This is a genomic window from Paractinoplanes tereljensis, from assembly GCF_016862435.1.
Classification (GTDB): domain Bacteria; phylum Actinomycetota; class Actinomycetes; order Mycobacteriales; family Micromonosporaceae; genus Actinoplanes; species Actinoplanes tereljensis.
Genome location: NZ_BOMY01000013.1, coordinates 390,143 through 406,065, shown reverse-complemented (window position 1 = coordinate 406,065; position 15,923 = coordinate 390,143). Strand labels below are relative to the sequence as shown.

14 protein-coding genes and 1 pseudogene are annotated in these 15,923 nt (G+C 71.2%); 12 read left to right on the top strand and 3 right to left on the bottom strand.

Translation table 11 applies throughout. The features are described 5' to 3' along the window. Positions 1 to 4: 4 nt before the first annotated feature. The gene (locus tag Ate02nite_RS11230) at positions 5 to 1,396 is read right to left on the bottom strand and encodes a gamma-glutamyltransferase (RefSeq protein ID WP_203803310.1); all 1,392 of its coding nucleotides are present in this window, start codon (positions 1,394 to 1,396) and stop codon (positions 5 to 7) included. Between the two features lie 49 nt (positions 1,397 to 1,445). On the opposite strand from Ate02nite_RS11230, the gene Ate02nite_RS11225 reads away from it, so the two are divergent. From Ate02nite_RS11225 to nuoH, 6 genes are read left to right on the top strand one after another with little or no spacing between them, the layout of a single operon-like run. Further along, positions 1,446 to 2,774, top strand: a complete 1,329-nt coding sequence (locus tag Ate02nite_RS11225; protein WP_203803308.1) for an MFS transporter — start codon at positions 1,446 to 1,448, stop codon at positions 2,772 to 2,774. Positions 2,775 to 2,783: 9 nt separating this feature from the next. Then, positions 2,784 to 4,229 (top strand): pyridoxal phosphate-dependent decarboxylase family protein, encoded by a 1,446-nt coding sequence (locus Ate02nite_RS11220; protein WP_203803305.1) that lies wholly within the window; start codon positions 2,784 to 2,786, stop codon positions 4,227 to 4,229. Between the two features lie 10 nt (positions 4,230 to 4,239). Then, positions 4,240 to 4,797 carry an NADH-quinone oxidoreductase subunit B gene (locus Ate02nite_RS11215; RefSeq protein WP_275422843.1) on the top strand — a complete coding sequence of 186 codons (558 nt, stop codon included), beginning with the start codon at positions 4,240 to 4,242 and terminating at the stop codon, positions 4,795 to 4,797. A 10-nt stretch (positions 4,798 to 4,807) separates the two neighbouring features. Continuing rightward, positions 4,808 to 6,103 (top strand): DUF2252 domain-containing protein, encoded by a 1,296-nt coding sequence (locus Ate02nite_RS11210; protein ID WP_203803303.1) that lies wholly within the window; start codon positions 4,808 to 4,810, stop codon positions 6,101 to 6,103. Between the two features lie 25 nt (positions 6,104 to 6,128). Then, entirely contained in the window at positions 6,129 to 6,740 is a 612-nt protein-coding gene (locus Ate02nite_RS11205) for an NADH-quinone oxidoreductase subunit C (RefSeq protein WP_203803300.1), read from the top strand. Continuing rightward, the gene (nuoH, locus tag Ate02nite_RS11200) at positions 6,740 to 7,699 is read left to right on the top strand and encodes an NADH-quinone oxidoreductase subunit NuoH (RefSeq protein ID WP_203803448.1); all 960 of its coding nucleotides are present in this window, start codon (positions 6,740 to 6,742) and stop codon (positions 7,697 to 7,699) included. Before Ate02nite_RS11205 ends, nuoH begins: the two co-directional genes overlap by 1 nt. A 165-nt stretch (positions 7,700 to 7,864) precedes the next feature. Here nuoH and Ate02nite_RS11195 read toward each other — a convergent pair whose 3' ends face one another. After that, positions 7,865 to 8,425, bottom strand: a complete 561-nt coding sequence (locus tag Ate02nite_RS11195; RefSeq protein WP_239147287.1) for a Uma2 family endonuclease — start codon at positions 8,423 to 8,425, stop codon at positions 7,865 to 7,867. Between the two features lie 113 nt (positions 8,426 to 8,538). Here Ate02nite_RS11195 and Ate02nite_RS11190 point away from each other — a divergent pair, with 113 nt between their 5' ends. The 6 genes and pseudogenes from Ate02nite_RS11190 (at position 8,539) to Ate02nite_RS11165 (ending at position 15,322) form a co-directional block, all read left to right on the top strand. After that, positions 8,539 to 9,174: a NuoI/complex I 23 kDa subunit family protein gene (locus tag Ate02nite_RS11190; protein ID WP_239147286.1), complete on the top strand. Its 636-nt coding sequence runs from the start codon at positions 8,539 to 8,541 to the stop codon at positions 9,172 to 9,174. Further along, positions 9,171 to 9,671, top strand: a pseudogene (locus Ate02nite_RS11185) (NADH-quinone oxidoreductase subunit J family protein); the annotation flags it as partial. The gene Ate02nite_RS11190 and the pseudogene Ate02nite_RS11185, both read left to right, overlap by 4 nt. A gap of 479 nt (positions 9,672 to 10,150) precedes the next feature. Next, positions 10,151 to 10,525 carry an NADH-quinone oxidoreductase subunit NuoK gene (gene nuoK, locus Ate02nite_RS11180; RefSeq protein ID WP_203803298.1) on the top strand — a complete coding sequence of 125 codons (375 nt, stop codon included), beginning with the start codon at positions 10,151 to 10,153 and terminating at the stop codon, positions 10,523 to 10,525. Next, positions 10,522 to 12,420 (top strand): NADH-quinone oxidoreductase subunit 5 family protein, encoded by a 1,899-nt coding sequence (locus tag Ate02nite_RS11175; RefSeq protein WP_203803296.1) that lies wholly within the window; start codon positions 10,522 to 10,524, stop codon positions 12,418 to 12,420. Before nuoK ends, Ate02nite_RS11175 begins: the two co-directional genes overlap by 4 nt. 17 nt (positions 12,421 to 12,437) lie before the next feature. After that, positions 12,438 to 13,877 (top strand): complex I subunit 4 family protein, encoded by a 1,440-nt coding sequence (locus tag Ate02nite_RS11170; RefSeq protein WP_203803443.1) that lies wholly within the window; start codon positions 12,438 to 12,440, stop codon positions 13,875 to 13,877. After that, a complete protein-coding gene (locus Ate02nite_RS11165) occupies positions 13,874 to 15,322 on the top strand; it encodes an NADH-quinone oxidoreductase subunit N (RefSeq protein ID WP_203803294.1) in 1,449 nt (482 codons plus the stop codon). Before Ate02nite_RS11170 ends, Ate02nite_RS11165 begins: the two co-directional genes overlap by 4 nt. On the opposite strand, the gene Ate02nite_RS11160 is transcribed toward Ate02nite_RS11165, so the two are convergent. Continuing rightward, the gene (locus tag Ate02nite_RS11160) at positions 15,315 to 15,905 is read right to left on the bottom strand and encodes an MOSC domain-containing protein (RefSeq protein WP_203803440.1); all 591 of its coding nucleotides are present in this window, start codon (positions 15,903 to 15,905) and stop codon (positions 15,315 to 15,317) included. The genes Ate02nite_RS11165 and Ate02nite_RS11160 overlap by 8 nt on opposite strands. Between the last annotated feature and the right edge of the window lie 18 nt (positions 15,906 to 15,923).

Sequence of the window (15,923 nt, the reverse complement as noted above, 5' to 3'; positions counted from 1 at the left end):
CCGGTCAGAGCAGCAGGCCGACGCCGGCCCGGCGGGGATCACCCGCCGCGCCGGCCTGGCCGACCGCGGTGACCCCGCCGAAGTAGTGGTTGAGGCCGGGCCACTGATTGATCTTCCAGCCGGCCTCGTCGAGAGCAGACAACTCGTCGACGGGATAGCCGGCCTCGGCGTGCACGGTGTCGCCGACGACGTGGAAGCGCGGCCGCCCGGTCGCCGCGGCCATGTCGAGGTCGTCGACCAGCACGCCGAGCAGGGTGTCGATGAGCGCGGTGCGGATCCGCGAGGCGCCGGCCGAACCCGCCGCCACGGCCAGCCGCCCGGCCGGGTCGATCACCACGAGCGGGCACATGTTGGACGGCATCCGGTCGCCCGGCCGCAGGTCGCCGAAATTGAGCTCGCCCTCGCCGAGCATCGAGTTGAGATTGATGCCGAGGCCGGGCAGCCACACCGCGGAGCCGAGCCCGAGGGTCGTGGTGATCACGCAGGCGTTGCCCTCGGCGTCCACCACGGACACGTTGGTGGTGTCCCCGACCCGCTGCCGCCCCTGGTCGCGCAGCGCCTCGGCCAGCCCGAGCGTCCGCCCCGGCCGGGACAGGTCGGCGGGCAGCGCGCCGATGGTGTCCACCACCCGGTTCAGGTCGTGCCGCGCGCGCACCTGGTAACCGTTGAGCGCGGCCCGGTCGACGTGGGTCTCCAGCACGCGGTACTCGGCCAGGTCGCGCCGGCCGAGCGAACCACCCGCGGCGCGGACCGCGTCGACCATGACCGGTGCGAAGTCACCGGTGTAGAAGATCGACGGGCCGACCACCGCGAGCGCCTCCAGCGCGGTCGCCAGGCCCGGGTGGAAGAGCAGCTCGCCGCCCTGCAGCCGGCGCCCGTTCGGGGTGTAGATCGGGGCACCCTCGCCGTAGGCCAGCGCGGGTGCGCAGGCGTCGAGCGTGCGGGCGTGCGCCTCCGGGGTCGGCACTCCGGTCTTGGCCAGCGCGAACGCGGGCGCCACCACCTCGGCCCAGGGCAGCCGGCCCCAGCGCCGGTGCACCTCGCCGCAGCCGGCCGGCACGCCGGGCACCGCCGCGCTCGCCCCGCCGATCGAGTAGACCTGCGGCAGGCCACCGAAGAACACGTCCACCGAGATCATCGGGCCCGGCTCGGCGTCGCCGTCCAGGCCGGGTGCCGCCACGAAGAAGTCGAGGCAGGTGACCTCGCCGGTGGCCGCCTCGAAGTAGGTGGCGAACCCGCCGCCGCCCAGACCGGTGAAGATCGTCTCGGCCACGCAGGTGGCGAGCACGGCCGCCACCGCGGCATCGGCCGCCGTTCCGCCGTCCTGCAGGATCTGCAATCCGGCCCGGGCGGTGGCCGGATGGCTGGCGGCGACCCCGGCCGCAACGCTTTTCATCTGGGGAAGCGTAGGCGTCGCGGCAAGATCGTGGTTAGCATGCGCGACCATGACGACCACCGGTCCCTCTTCGGAAGTACGGCCGTCCGGCGTGCTGTCGCGCCGCGTTTTAGCCGGTTACTCCCTGGGTTCGCTGGTCACGGGCGCTTTCGGCACCGTGCCAGGTTTGCTTCTTCTGCCCTATTTGACAGATACGTTAGGTGTGGCGGCGGGCGTGGCGGGCTTGCTGGTGCTGCTCCCGAAGGCGTGGGACGTACTGGTCAACCCGGTCGCCGGCCGGATCTCCGACCGCCGCGGTGACCGGCGGGCCTTCCTGCTCGTCGCGGGCCTGCTGCTCGCCGTGCTCTTCGCGGCGATCTTCGCCGGCCCGTTCGCCAGCGGCGCCGGCGCCGGCGCGTACGTGGCGATCTCCTTCCTGGTAGCCGCCACCGCCTACGCGTTCTTCCAGGTGCCGTACGTCGCGATGCCGGCCGAACTGACCGACGGCTACGACGAGCGCACCCGCCTGATGACCTGGCGGGTCGCCGTGCTGGCGCTGGCCATCCTGGTTTCCGGGGCGCTGGCCCCGCTGGTGGTCGACCAGACCGGCGGCGGCCTGGTCGGGCACCGGTGGTCCGGCATCTTCGTGGGCGTCCTGATCGCGCTGGGCACGCTCGGTGTCTACTTCGGCACCCGGACGGCGGATACCCGCTCGGCCGTCGAGTCCGAGCCCGACCTGCGCAGCCAGCTGCGGATCGCGGCCGCCAACCGCCCGTTCCGCGCGCTGCTGCTGTGCTGGATCGTCCAGGCCGTCGGGGTCGGCACGATGCTGGCCGGGGTGCAGTACTTCGCCGACCACATCGTGCGGTCCGGCTCCGGCGCGACCTTCCTGTTCGCCGCCTTCGTCGGCCCGGCGTTGCTGGTCATGCCGGTGTGGAGCCGGGTGGGGGCCCGGTTCGGCAAGCCGCGCTCGCTGGTCGCCGCCTCGCTGCTGTACGCGGTCGGCGCGCTGCTCCTGCTGGCCTCCCCGGCCCTGCCCCCGGTCGCCGTCTACCTGGTCGTCGCCGTGATCGGCTGCGGGTACGCCGGCCAGCAGGTCTTCTCGATGTCGATGCTGCCGGACTGCATCGCCTACGACACCGCGCGGACCGGCCGCCGGCAGGCCGGTGTCTTCACCGGCCTGTGGACCGCGGGGGAGACCCTCGGGCTGGCCCTCGGCCCCGGGCTCTACGCGCTGATCCTCCAGCTCTTCGGCTATGTCTCGTCGTCGACCGGAGAGGCCGCCACCCAGGACAGCACCGCCCGGCTCGGCGTGCTGCTCGGCTTCACCGTGGTGCCGGGCCTGCTGGTCGGCGCCGCGGTCCTGCTGCTGGGCGCCTACCGAGACGTCGAGCGGTAGCGTCATCGCATGTTCGAAGCGCTGCCCGAGCAGGGCGTTTCCGGTGCGCAGATCCTCGGTGAGCTCGGTGAGCTCCGCCGGGCCGACCTGCCCACCCACGGCGGTCGCCTGTTCGCCTACGTCTACGACCCGGCCCTGGACGGTCTCGACGAGCTGGCCCAGGCCGCGTACGCGATCTCCGCGCACGTCAACGGCCTCGACCCGACCGCGTTCCCGTCGCTGCTGGCGATGGAGAACGCGCTGGTCGGCGCGGCGGCCCGGCTGCTCGGCGGCGACGCGCAGACAGTCGGCAGCGTCACCAGCGGCGGCACCGAGTCGCTGATCCTGGCGGTCAAGGCGGCTCGCGACAGCCGTCCCGAGCTGGCCACCCCGCGCCTGGTGATCCCGTCCACCGCGCACGCCGCGTTCGCCAAGGCGGCGCACTACCTGCGGGTGGCGCTCGACGTGGTGCCGGTCGGTGCCGACCTGCGGGCCGACCCGGAGGCGATGGCCGCCGCGATCACCGCCGACACGGTGCTGGTGGTCGGTTCCGCCCCGTCCTACGCGCACGGCGTGGTCGACCCGATTCCGCGGCTGGCCGCGATCGCGGCCGAGCGTGGGGTGCGGTTCCACGTGGACGCCTGCTTCGGCGGCTGGGTGCTGCCCTACCTGAAGCGCCTGGGCGCCGACCTGCCGCCGTTCGACCTGTCCGTCCCCGGCGTCACCAGCATCTCGGTCGACCTGCACAAATACGCGTACGCCCCGAAGGGCGTCTCGATCCTGCTGCACCGCACCGAGGAGCTGCGCCTCCCGCAGTACTTCGCGTTCGCCGGCTGGCCGGGCTACACGATGATCAACCCGATCGTGTCGTCCACCCGGTCCGGCGGCCCGATCGCCGCGGCCGTGGCCACCCTGCGCCACATCGGCGACGCCGGCTATCTGGAGCTGGCCCGCAGCACCCAGGACGCGGTGTCGACCCTGGCCGCGGCGGTCACCGACACCGACGGCGTCCGCCTCTTCGCCCCGCCCGAGGCCAGCGTGGTGTGCCTGGCCGCCGACCCCGGGGTGGACATCTTCGTGCTGGCCGACGAACTGGCCGCCCGAGGCTGGCACACCCAGCCGCAGATGTCCTTCGGCGACCTGCCGGCCACCATCCACCTCACCGTGACCGCGGCCGTCGCCCCGACCGCCAAGGAGTTCGCCGCCGACCTGGCCGCGGCCGTCGTCGCGACCCGCGATCGGGGCCCGGCCCAGCTCCCGGCACCCCTGCTCGAGGCGGCCGGCGCGCTCACCCCCGAAATGATCACGCCGCAGCTGGTGGCCGGCCTGGCCGAAGGGCTCGGCCTGGGCGGCGGCGACTTCACCCAGATGGCCGCGGTCAACTCCCTGCTCGACGCCGTCCCGCCGGCCCTGCGCGAGGCGCTGCTGACCGGCTTCCTGAGCCTGCTGCAGCGTCCCAGCCAGTCCACGGAGTAGGTTGACGGACGTGTCCGGTCTGCCAGGAGTGCTCGGGGAGCCCATCCGGTTCGTGCTGAACTGGGGGAGGCGCTATTCGCTCTGGGTGTTCAACTTCGGGCTGGCGTGCTGCGCGATCGAGTTCATCGCGTCCAGCATGAGCCGGCACGACTTCATGCGCCTCGGCGTGATCCCGTTCGCGCACGGCCCCCGCCAGGCCGACCTGATGGTCGTCTCCGGCACGGTCACCGACAAGATGGCCCCGGCCATCAAGCGGCTCTACGACCAGATGCCCGAGCCGAAGTACGTGATCTCCTTCGGCAGCTGCTCCAACTGCGGCGGTCCCTACTGGGACTCCTATTCGGTGACCAAGGGGGTCGACCAGTTGATCCCGGTCGACGTCTACGTGCCCGGTTGCCCGCCCCGGCCCGAGGCGCTGCTGCACGGCATCCTGCGCCTGCAGGAGAAGATCGCCGCCGAGCAGGCCGGCCCGGGTGGAGTGCCGCGCCCCGATCCGCTCACCCGGCCCCGCGACGCTTCCTCTCTGACTGCCCCGATGGTCACTCCGCCGATGGTCACCGCCGACTAGTCTGCGCCTTATGAGTGCGCGCGCGGATTTCATCATCGACGTTCTGAGCAGGGAATTCGGCGAGCTGATGGCGCTCGATCCGGCGGCCTTCCGCCGGAAGTTCCGAAAGATGGCGGCCTCGCCGTTCGCCTTCTACCGGGGCAGCGCCTCGCTCTTCTATGCCGACCTCACCGGCGGGTTCGCCGACGACCGCTTCCTCGACGCGCAGACCAGCCGGGTCTGGATCCACGGCGACCTGCACGCGGAGAACTTCGGCACCTACATGAACTCGTCGGGCGTTCTGGTCTTCAACGTCAACGATTTCGACGAGGCCTACGTGGGGCCGTTCTCCTGGGACCTCAAGCGTTTCTCGGCCAGCCTCGCTCTGATCGGCTACCAGAAGGCGCTGTCCGACGACAACATCACCGCCCTGGTCAAGGCATTCGCCCAGTCCTATCTGATCGAGCTGCGGGCCATCGCGACCGGCGGTGACGACGCGATCGGCTCGATCACCCTGGAGACGGCCGACGGCGTGCTGCGCCGGGTGCTGCAGGAGGCGCGGCTCAACACCCGGGTCGACCTGCTGGCCGGGCAGACCACGATCGACGACTACGAGCGCCGGTTCTCGCTGGCCGACGGCGTCTTCGAGGTCGACGAGGCGACCGGGTCGCTGGTCCAGGCCGCCTTCGACGACTACCTGGGCACGCTGCCCGAGCAGTCCCGGCCGCTGGCCACCAAGATCAAGGACATCAAGCTGCGCAAGGGCGTGGGCATCGGCTCGGCCGGGCTGCCGTCCTACAACCTGCTGCTCGAGGGCCACACCCAGGCCCTGGAAAATGACGTGATCATCTACATGAAGCAGGCTCAGGTGCCGGCCGTGGCCCGCTGGATCGACGACGAGCGGGTAAAGGCGTACTTCAAGCACCAGGGCCACCGCACCGCCGAGTCGCAGCACGCCCTGCAGGCGCACGCCGACCCGTGGGTCGGTTACACCACGCTCAACGGCATCGGCCAGCTGGTCGCCGAGGTCTCGCCGTACGCTGCCGACCTCGACTGGGCCGACGTCAACGAGCCCGACGAACTGCTCGGCGTCATCACCGACCTGGGCCGCGCGGTCGCCCGCATGCACTCGGTGGCCGACGACGAATCCACCCACGACCTGGTCGACTTCTCCACCGAGGAGACCATCGTCGCGGCCGTCGACAAGGACGAGAAGGGCTTCGTCGACCACCTCGTCGAGTTCGCCCACCGGTACGGCGACCAGGCCCGCGAGGACCACCAGGACTTCGTCGACGTCTTCCGTAACGGACGCCTGCCGGGTCTGTAGAAAGCCAAAACCATAGGATGACGCCATGACGCCCGAAGAGGTCGGCGAACGCCTGGTCGCCCTGATGGAGGACACCACTCCGGAGACCCCCGACAAGGGCAACGCGTCCGCGTCGGTCTCCGGCGGCGGTCCCGGCCACGAGCGTGCCGTCATCGACGTGCCGGTCGCCCGCTGGTGGGAAGCGGTCGGCACGGCGAAGCACAACGGCGCGCTGGGCTGCGACTTCTTCGACTGGCTGTCCGCGGTCGACGAGCTCGACGACGGCTTCTCGGTGCTCTGCCACCTCTATTCGACCCGCCGCAAGCACTCGCTGCTGCTGCGCACCCGCATCACCCGGGACGACCCGGTGGTCGAGTCGGTGGTCGAGCTGTTCCCGGGGGCCGCCTGGCACGAGCGGGAGACGTTCGAGATGTTCGGCATCACCTTCGCCCGCCACCCCGACCTGCGCCCGCTGCTGCTGCCGCCCGGTTTTGAGGGCAACCCGCTGCGCAAGGAGTTCGTGCTGGCGGCCCGGGTGGCCAAGGCCTGGCCGGGCGCCAAGGAGCCGGGCGAGTCCGAGGCCGGCACCGCCAAACGCGCCCCGATGCGCCCGCCGGGCGTGCCCGATCCCGCCGAGTGGGGACCGAACGCCCAATGATGCCGCTCTGGCTCGATCTCACCATCCGCGTGGTCGCCGTCGTGGTCGGCTTCCTCACCCTGCCGCTCATCGTCGGCCAGGCCGAACACAAGGTTATGGCGCACATGCAGGGCCGCCTCGGTCCGATGTACGCGGGCGGTTACCACGGCTGGGCGCAGCTGGTCGCCGACGGCGTGAAGTTCGTGCAGAAGGAGGACATCGCCCCGCGGGACGCCGATCGCCGGATCTTCCGGCTCGCGCCGCTTGTCGCGCTGTTCCCCTATCTGCTGGTGTTGCTGGCCATCCCGCTCGGCCCGAACGGCCTGGTCGCCCAGCCGCTGGACGTCGGTCTGTTCTTCGTCCTCGCCGTTCTCGGCGTGGGCGTGCTCGCGGTGCTGATGTCGGCCTGGGCCAGCGCCAACAAATACAGCCTGCTCGGCGGCCTGCGCGGCGCCGCCCAGCTGCTCGGTTACGAGCTGCCGCTGGTGCTGGCGGCGGCGAGCGTGGCGATGGCGGCCGGCACGCTGAGCCTGCCCGGCATCATCGAGGCGTGGAAGCCCTGGTGGCTGCTCTGGCAGGCGCCGGCCGCGCTCATCTTCTTCATCGCCGGCCTGGCCGAGATCCGCCGCCCCCCGTTCGACATGCCGATCGCCGACTCGGAGCTGGTCTTCGGCTACATGACCGAGTACACGGGTTTGCGGTTCGCGTTCTTCCTGCTGGCCGAATACGTCGGCATCGTGGTGATCGCCGCGCTGACCACGGTGCTGTTCCTGGGCGGCTGGCACGGCCCGGCCGCCGACCACCTGGGCTGGCTGTGGACCCTGCTGAAGGTCTTCGCCGTGTCCTTCGTGATCATCTGGTTCCGGGTGACCTACCCCCGGCTGCGCGAGGACCAGCTGCAACGCCTCTGCTGGCTGATCCTGGTCCCGCTGGCCCTGGCCCAACTGGTCCTGACCGCGGCAGTCAAGATCGCGATGTGACGAGGGCCTGTCCTGCCGGCCACGCGGGGCTGCGGCGTGGCCCAGCCGCCGCCTGGCCGCACGGCGCGAACACCCAGATACAACACCGGTATCCGGGCGCCCGCGCCGCGCACCCAGACGACACCTGGACCTCGCCTCGCTCCCACGTGGCCGGCAGGACAGGCCCTAGAGATAACGCGGGGTGATCCGCTTGATCGGCACGTTGATCTCCCACGGCTCGTCCGTCGAGATCACCGAGGTGAAAGTGCCGGCCGGGCGGTAGATCTCGTGCTCCGGATCGATCTTGTAGGTCTCCACGACGAGAGCATCGGTCGTCTCGATCCGCCAGTAGAACGGGATGCCGGCCGAGGCGTAGAGCGCGTGCTTGGTGATGCGGTCCATGCTCAGCGACGACGGCGACACGATCTCGACGGCCAGCAGGACCTCGTGGGGTGCGTAGATCCGGGATCGGCGGCGAGCCGCCTCATCGGTAGCGACCAGCACATCGGGGATGAAGGTGCGTCGTGAGCTGATGCGGACCTCGACGCCCTGCGTGACCTGATACTCGGCCGGGCAGGACTCTTCGAGGGCGACACCGAGTCGCATGGCGATGATCTGGTGGATGTCCGTGGGGGAGGGGGACACGAGGAGCACTCCATCGAGCAACTCGCGGCGCACGCCGTCTTCCGGCATGGCGTCAAGATCGTCAACAGTCCAGCCGTCGGCGGGCGGTAGGTAGTCGCTCATCGCAGCCGTCATCTTAGGGGCCTCCAACAGTCGGGGCACGGATTCACGCTACCGGAAGATCCGAAAGGGGGTGTGCTCGCGTCCGGACGGACGACGAGGCAGGATGTGCGTTTGTGACTGATGACGGGGAGCGGGGCACGCCGGGTAAAGGCCTGGTGCAAGGGCTTGCCGTCACGCTCAAGACGATGACCAAGCGGTCGACGACCCAGCAATATCCGGACGTCGAGCCCGAGCTTCCGCCGCGCAGCCGCGGCGTGATCGCACTGCTCGAAGAAAACTGCACGGTCTGCATGCTGTGCGCCCGCGAGTGCCCCGACTGGTGCATCTACATCGACTCGCACAAGGAAGAGGTCGTCGTCCCGGGCGCCGCGCGAGCGCGGCAGCGCAACGTGCTCGACCGCTTCGACATCGATTTCTCGCTCTGCATGTACTGCGGAATCTGCATCGAAGTCTGCCCGTTCGACGCGCTGCACTGGACGCCCGAGTTCGAATACGCGGAAACCGACGTCCTCGACCTCCTGCACGACAAGAACCGGCTGGGGGAATGGATGCGCACGGTGCCTCCGCCGCCGGCTCACGACGTGCTCGGCGAACCCTCCAAGGAGGAGGCGACAGCGGCGCGGAAAGCTGCGGGTCCGGGGGCGGCAACGGCCGCGAAGGCAGATGTACGCCGAGCCCGCCCGACAACCGCAGACCGCCCGAACCAGGAAGCTCAACCGAAGCCGGAGTCCCCGGAGCCACCGCAGTGACCGTGGCGGACGCGCTCATGCTCGCTCTCGGCCTGATCGCGGTCGGTTCCGGCGTGCTCGTGGTGACCAGCAGTCACCTGGTCCGGGCGGGCTTCTACCTGGTCGTCAGCCTGGGCGCGATCGCCGGCCTGTACCTGGTGCTCGGCGCCGAGATGGTGGCCTGGGTGCAGATCCTGGTCTACGTCGGCGCCGTGGTGGTGCTGCTGCTGTTCGCGGTGATGCTGACCCGCGCCCCGATCGGCCCGTCCCGCGACCTGGACCGCCCGATCGCGCCGGCCGCGATCATCGGCGCCGGGATCGGTTTCGGACTGACCGCGCTGCTGGCCGACGCGTTCCGCTGGACCGAGTTCGAGCTGCCCCCGCCGGGCAACGCCGAACGGGTCGGCGAGCAGGTCTTCGGCGCCTGGGTGCTGCCGTTCGAGGTGCTGTCCATCCTGCTGCTGGCCGCGCTGATCGGCGCGATCGTGCTGTCCCGCCCCGACCTGGGCGCCCGCCCCGACCCGTCGGCCCCGCCGCCCGAGGCGCCGCACGACCCGATCGACGAGTCGGCCGAGGTGATCGCCCGGCTCGAGCGGATCGCCGCTCGGCAGGCCGCCGCCCAGGCCCGGGTTCGCCAGGCACGCGCCGACCAGCGGGCGGCCGAGGCGCTGGCCAACGCGCCGGCCCCGGAACCCGAGCCGGCCGACCCGCTCAAGCAGAAAGCCGCCGACCTGATCTTCGGCGCGCACGATGCCCGGCCGAAGATCGGCGAGCCGACCGCGGCCGAGGTCCTCGACTCCCGGATCATCCAGGGGGAGAGCGTGGTCCAGCGGGACGAGCCGATCCCGGCGAGGCGCTCGATCGAGGGCAACGTCATCGAGGGCGACCTGGTCGAGGAGAAGCGGCCGCGCCCGGAGCGGGAAAAGCTCGAGGGCCGCCGGGACCGCCCGGCGCTCCCGGCCGGCGACGACAAGACCGACGAGAAGAAGGAGCAGTGATGCACGCGGTCATCCCGTACGTCATCGCTTCCCTGCTCTTCGCGCTCGGCGTCTACGGCGTGCTGCGCCGGCGCAACGCGATCCTGGTGCTGATGGCGGTGGAGCTGATGCTCAACGCGGTCAACCTGATCCTGGTGGCCGCGGACGCGACAGTCCGCGCGGTGCTGGACGGGGTGGCCCCGGAGGCGTGGGCCTATCCGGTGCCGGAACCGCGGTCGGGGGCGATCTTCGCGCTGTTCATCATCGTGCTGGCCGCCGCCGAGGTGGGCGTCGGCCTGGCGATCGTGCTGCAGTACTACCGCCTGCACAAGGCGGTCGTGATCGACGAGGTGGTGCTGGACGAGCACGACCACGAGAAGCAGGTGACCGGGTGAACGCGGCGACGTTCGGTGCGCTGATCCCCGGCGTACCCCTGCTCCTCGGCCTTTCGGGTTTGCTCTTGAAGCCGGGCGACTCTCAGTCGCGTCGGCTCGCCGCCGGGATCGGCATCGCCGGCGCGGCCGTCTCACTCGCCGTGACCCTGGCGTTGTTGCTGTTCACGACCAAACCGCTCGTGGCCGGCACTCAATGGACCCGGATCGGCGACATCGAGGTGACCCTCGGCTTCGAGGCGAGCCTCGCGGCGCTCTACATCGCCCTGGCTGTCACCGTGGTCGCGCTGTTCGTGCAGATCTACTCGGTGGCCTACCTGCACGACGACCCCCGCTACGCGCCGTACGCCGCTCAGATCAGCCTGTTCACCGGCGCGATGCTGCTGGTCGTCACGTCCGGTGACCTGATCGGCATGCTGGTCGGCTGGGAGGTGATGGGCGCCTGCTCCTACCTGCTGATCGGCCACGACCGACGGCTGCCCGAGGCGCCCGCCGCCGCGGTGAAGGCGTTCCTGGTCACCCGGGTCGGCGACGTCGGTTTCCTGCTCGGCATCGCGCTGCTGGCGGTCGACGCCGGCACCACCCGGATCGGCGCGGTCCTCACCCACCACTACGACCACGGCACGCTCACCGCCGCCCTGCTGCTGATCCTGGCCGGGGTGGCCGGCAAGAGCGCCCAGTTCCCGCTGCACACCTGGCTGCCCGACGCGATGGCCGGCCCCACCCCGATCTCGGCGCTGATCCACGCCGCCACCATGGTCGCGGCCGGCGTCTACGTGGTCTTCCGGATGTACCCGCTCTACCAGCAGTCCCCGGCCGCGCTCGCCGTGCTCGGGGTGGCCGCCTCGATCACCATCCTGCTCGGGGCGCTGAGCGCGACCGCCCAGGACGACCTGAAACGGGTGCTGGCCTGGTCGACGGTGAGCCAGATCGGCTACATGACCGGCGCGCTGGCCGTCGGCTCGCCCGCCGCGGCCCTGTTCCACCTGCTCACCCACGCCGCGTTCAAGGCGCTGCTGTTCCTCGCGGCCGGCGCGGTGATCCACGCGGTCGGCACCAACTACCTGTCCCGGATGGGTGGCCTGCGCGAACACATGCCGGTCACCTTCTGGTCGTTCGTGGTCGGGCTGGGCGCGCTGGCCGGGGTGCCGCCGCTGGCCGGCTTCTGGTCCAAGGAGAACGTGCTGGCCGCGGCCGCGCACGCCACCGACGGCGGCGGTCCCGCGCCGGTCTGGGTGGCCTGGCTGGTCTGGCTGGCCGCGCTGTTCGCGGTCGCGGTCACCGCCTGGTACGCCACCCGGCTGCTGCTCTGCGCGTTCTTCGGCATCTCCCGGGCGCACGGCCCGGACGGCCCGGACTGGGAGGTCGGCTTCGACGACGCCCGGTACAGCCCGCCGCACACCCCGCACGACCCGCCCGGCCTGATGCGCTGGCCCATCCTGCTGCTGGCGATCCCGGCCGCGCTGCTCGGCCTGGCCGCCTGGGCGCCCGGTTTCCGCACCGCCCTCGAACTGGACGAACCCCACCTGGACGTGACCGTGGTGCTGCCGCTCGTGCTGCTCGTCCTCGGGTCCGGCACGGCCTGGTTCCTGTGGCGGGCGGTGCCGGGCGTCGACCCGGCCGCGGTGCTCGGGCCGGTCCGGCCGTTCTTCGCGGCCGGCTTCCGGCTCGACGACGTGCAGGACCGGCTGGTGGTGCGCCCGGTGCGGCAGCTCGCCCGGCTGGCCAAGGCCACCGACGAGCGGGTCGTCGACGCCACCGTCGAGGGCACCGGCACCAGCACGACCTGGCTGGGTGAACTGGTCAACGACATGCACCGGGTCGCCCTGCCGTGGGCCGCGCTCATCGTCTTCGCCGGCGCCCTGCTGCTGACCGTCTGGTTCGGAGCCGCCTCGTGAACGACGTCTACCAGGTCATGCTGGTCGCGGCGGTGGCCCTGCCGGCCGTCGGCGCGGCCGTGCTGGCTGTGCTGCCGGCCCGGTTGGCCGGCTGGGCAGCGACCGGTTTCGCGGCGCTGACCCTGGTGCCGATCGTGGTGCTGCCGTTCAGCCACGGCCGGGGGAGCACGCCCTGGGCCGAGCTGGACGTGTCCTGGGTTCCGGCCCTGCACCTCGACTTCCACCTCGGCGTCGACGGGGTGTCCTACCCGCTGGTCGCGCTGACCGGGTTGCTGACGCTGCTGTGTTGCGCGTACACGAAGTGGCATGCGCCTGAGGGCGGCTCACCGCGTACCCTCCTGGCCCTGCTCTTGGTCTTGGAAGCCGGCATCCTCGGCACCTTCCTCAGCCTCGACCTGATTTTGTTCTTCCTGTTCTTCGAGGTCGTGCTCCTGCCGATGTACGCGGTGATCGCCGGCTGGGGTGGCGCCGACCGGCGGCGGGCGGCGCGCAAGTTCGTGCTCTACACGCTATTCGGCTCGGTGTTGCTGCTGCTCGGCGTGCTGACCGTGGCGGTGCACGCGGGCACCGCCGACATGGTCGCCCTGGCCGGCGGCCACGGCCTCACCAAGACCACCCAGTACGCGGCCTTCGCGCTGTTCGCCGTCGCGTTCGCGGTGAAGGCGCCGCTGTGGCCGCTGCACAGCTGGCTGCCGGACGCGCACACCCAGGCGCCCACGGTCGGCTCGGTGATCCTGGCCGGTGTGCTGCTGAAGATGGGCACCTACGGCCTGATCCGGGTCGGCGTCGGCGTGACGCCGCTGGGGGCGCGCTGGGCCGCGCCGCTGCTCGGCATCCTGGCCGCGGCCGCGATCCTGGCCGGCGCTCTGATCTGCCTGAAGCAAACCGAGCTGAAGCGACTGATCGCCTACTCCAGCGTCGGCCACATGGGTTTCGTGCTGCTCGGCATCGCCACCCTGACCGCCACCGGCCTGCAGGCCGCGCTGCTCGGCAACGTGGCGCACGGCCTGATCACCGGCCTGCTGTTCTTCCTGGCCGGCACGATCAAGGACCGGGCCCACACCGGCGACCTGGCCGACCTGGGCGGCCTGCGGGAGACCGCGCCCCGGCTGGCCGGCCTGCTCGGCTTCGCCGCGATCGCGTCGCTCGGCCTGCCCGGCCTGGCCGGCTTCTGGGGCGAGGCGTTCGCGGTGGTCGCCGCGGTGGAGCGGGGTGGCGGGCTGTGGACGACCCTGGCGGTGCTGGCCGCGATCGGCGGGGCGCTGACCGCCGCGTACTTCCTGCGTCTGCTCCGTAAGGTGACGCACGGCCCGGTGGGCACGCCGGTGACCCCGGCCATCGCCGGGGTGGAATGGTTCGCCTGGGCGCCGCTGGTGGCGTTGACCCTCGCCGTGGGCCTGGTGCCCACCTTGGTCCTGGCCGCGACATCGTTGCCGGTGGAGGCACTGATCCGATGACCATCGACCAGGTGACGCTGCTGCCGCTGTACGCGGCCTCGGGCACGGCCGTTCTCGTGCTGCTGATGGACCTTCTTCTTGCGCGCCGGTCTCTTACCATCGCTGCTTTTGCCGTGGGTGGGATCGCCACCGCCGTGTGCGCGATCGTCGTCGGCGTCGCAAAACCGACATTTTGCGCCGGTCCCGAATGCTCCTGGGTCCCTACCCCGCTTGCCGTGACGATGGCAGTCGTCTTCGCCGCGCTCACCGTCGGCGTGCTCGCCCTGTCGGCGCCGTCGCTGAAGATCGGCGCGGCCCCGCCCGGCGAGTTCTGCTTCCTGCTGGCCGCCTCGATGACCGGCGGCGTGGTGATCGGTTACGCCGGCGACCTGATCACCCTGATCGTCGGCCTGGAGACGCTGACCCTCCCGCTGTACGTGCTGGTCGGCCTGCGCCGGTTCGCCCCCGGCGAGAAGGTCAGCACCGCGGGCGCCTCCGCCTCGATCACGTTCTTCCTGATCAGCGTGATCTCCACGGCGATCGCGCTGCTCGGCGCGGCCCTCAACTACGCCGCCACCGGCGCGATCCACCTGAACCACCTGGTCGCCGGGATCGGCCCGCTCGGCCCGGTCGCCCAGACCGGCGCCGCCCTGCTGGTGATCGGCTTCGCCTTCAAGGTCGCGGCCGTGCCGATGCACGCCTGGGCCCCGCCGACGTACGAGGGCGCGCCGCTCCCGGTGGCCGCCTACCTGTCGACCGCCTCGAAGCTGGGCGGCGTACTGGCCCTGATCGCGATCGTGTCCCGGTTGGACGCGGCTCCCGTGGTGGCCGCGCTGGCGGTGCTCACCATGACGACCGGCAACCTGGTGGCGCTGCGCCAGCAGCGCATGGTCCGGCTGTTGGCCTGGTCGTCGATCGCCCAGGCCGGATACATCCTGGCCGCACTGGCACTGGGCGCCGAGGGGGTACGCGCGGCGGCCGTCTACGCGGTGTTCTTCGTGCTGCTCGAGTTCATCGCGTTCGGCGTAGTGGTGGCGCTCCGCCCACCGGCCGCCGACGGCGGCGACCTGCTCGCCTACCGTGGTGCCGGCCGCCGCCACCCATGGCTGGGCGCGGCCTGGGTGCTGGCCATCGCCGGCCTGGCCGGTTTGCCGCCCGGCCTGGCCGGCATGTTCGCCAAGGTGACCGTCGTGGACGCGCTGATCGCCGAAGGTTGGGGCTGGCTGGCCGGTTTCGTGGCCCTGAACGCGGTGATCGGCCTCGCCTACTACGTGCGGGTCACCGCCAACCTTTACGTGACCCCGCCCAAGCCCGGCATCCAGGTGGTCGACCCGGATCTGCTGGAAGCGGCCACCCACCCACGCCTGCGGGTGACCCGCCCGGTAGCGGCCGCCCTGATCATCGCCGCGATCACCGCGGTGGCGATCGGTTTCGCCCCGCAGCTGCTGTTCGACGCCCTCAGCTGACCTTCCGCTGAATCTCTTCGCGCAGGTCATCCGGCAGACCTTCGGCGTCGAGCAGCCGGCCCAGCCGCGCCCGGTCGAGCATGTACACCTCGAACCCCTCGGCGATGCTGACGCTCTTGGCCGGACGATAGCTGACCGAGATCGAGTCACCGGCCTGCACGAACCCCGGCGTAACCACCCGCAGGTAGGCCCCGGTGCGGTTTACCTTGGTGAACCTCTTCAACCACTTGGGCTCCTCCATCCGAGCCTGAAACGTGGCACACGGAACCCGCCCGAACGTAGCCTGCAGTTCCAGCTCGGAGCCGATCCGCCAGCGCTCCCCGATCATCGCCCCGACCAGGTCAAGCCCGAGCGTGGTGAGGTTCTCCCCAAAGGCGCCTCCCGCGAGCGGCCGCCCCAGTTCCTTCTCCCACCAGTCGTAGTCCTCCCGCGCGTACGCGTAAACCGCCTGATCGTCGCCGCCGTGGTGCTTGACGTCCCCGATCGGGTCACCGACCAGTCCACTGTGCAGCCCCGTAGTCTTCGGCCCCGGCGCCCGAACCTGCACCGGGTGGTCAACCGGCCGTTTGTCGATCGCGGTCATGCCAAGCTTCTTGGCCGG

Bases quoted from the DNA above. Each gene is read 5' to 3' on its own strand.
- Ate02nite_RS11225 (WP_203803308.1), top strand. From the start codon at position 1,446: ATGACGACCACCGGTCCCTCTTCGGAAGTACGGCCGTCCGGCGTGCTG.
- nuoH (WP_203803448.1), top strand. From the start codon at position 6,740: ATGCCGCTCTGGCTCGATCTCACCATCCGCGTGGTCGCCGTCGTGGTC.
- Ate02nite_RS11195 (WP_239147287.1), bottom strand. From the start codon at position 8,425: ATGAGCGACTACCTACCGCCCGCCGACGGCTGGACTGTTGACGATCTT.
- Ate02nite_RS11220 (WP_203803305.1), top strand. From the start codon at position 2,784: ATGTTCGAAGCGCTGCCCGAGCAGGGCGTTTCCGGTGCGCAGATCCTC.
- Ate02nite_RS11230 (WP_203803310.1), bottom strand. From the start codon at position 1,396: ATGAAAAGCGTTGCGGCCGGGGTCGCCGCCAGCCATCCGGCCACCGCC.
- Ate02nite_RS11210 (WP_203803303.1), top strand. From the start codon at position 4,808: ATGAGTGCGCGCGCGGATTTCATCATCGACGTTCTGAGCAGGGAATTC.
- nuoK (WP_203803298.1), top strand. From the start codon at position 10,151: ATGCACGCGGTCATCCCGTACGTCATCGCTTCCCTGCTCTTCGCGCTC.
- Ate02nite_RS11160 (WP_203803440.1), bottom strand. From the start codon at position 15,905: ATGACCGCGATCGACAAACGGCCGGTTGACCACCCGGTGCAGGTTCGG.
- Ate02nite_RS11170 (WP_203803443.1), top strand. From the start codon at position 12,438: ATGCTGGTCGCGGCGGTGGCCCTGCCGGCCGTCGGCGCGGCCGTGCTG.
- Ate02nite_RS11205 (WP_203803300.1), top strand. From the start codon at position 6,129: ATGACGCCCGAAGAGGTCGGCGAACGCCTGGTCGCCCTGATGGAGGAC.
- Ate02nite_RS11165 (WP_203803294.1), top strand. From the start codon at position 13,874: ATGACCATCGACCAGGTGACGCTGCTGCCGCTGTACGCGGCCTCGGGC.